The organism is Micromonospora fiedleri (assembly GCF_016774385.1).
Lineage (GTDB): Bacteria > Actinomycetota > Actinomycetes > Mycobacteriales > Micromonosporaceae > Micromonospora > Micromonospora gifhornensis.
The window spans coordinates 1-448 of sequence record NZ_JAETXL010000104.1 but is presented as its reverse complement, the minus strand read 5'-3'; the positions used below and the strand labels follow the sequence as shown (position 1 = coordinate 448).

Sequence of the window (448 nt, the reverse complement as noted above, 5' to 3'; positions counted from 1 at the left end):
GAGCCGGGTGGGAGGTTAGTAAGGCACAGCTGGGTGTCCCGCCGGGTTAGCGGGCGTAGGCGAGGGGGTGCAGCAGGCCACGGCAGGCGGCCAGCGCGGGCGGGCACGCGCCGACCCGGCCGGCGATCACCGGGCCGGCGCCGAGTGCCTCGATGCCGGCCATGCAGGCGGCGAAGGCACCGACGCCGGGCACCACCAGACCGTCGGCGGCGGCCGCGGCGACCAGGTCGTCGGTGACCGTGACGTCGGCACCGGCGGCGGCCAGGGCCCGCTAGGCGGAACGCATGTTGCCCGAGCCCTAGTCGAGCACCACCACCCGGCGCCGGGGGCTGGCGCGGTCCCTCACGAGCCCTCCGCCGGCCGCAGCCACAGAACCCCGGCCCCGGTGGGCAACACCGCCAGCAGGGCGGTGACCACGACGGACCCGCCAGGGGAGCCGTGCCGGCGC

General features: G+C 77.7%; 1 pseudogene. It reads right to left on the bottom strand.

Annotated elements, in window-relative coordinates:
• Window positions 1-73: 73 nt before the first annotated feature.
• A pseudogene (locus JMF97_RS30845) lies at window positions 74-286 on the bottom strand (imidazole glycerol phosphate synthase subunit HisH); the annotation flags it as partial.
• Window positions 287-448: the final 162 nt, after the last annotated feature.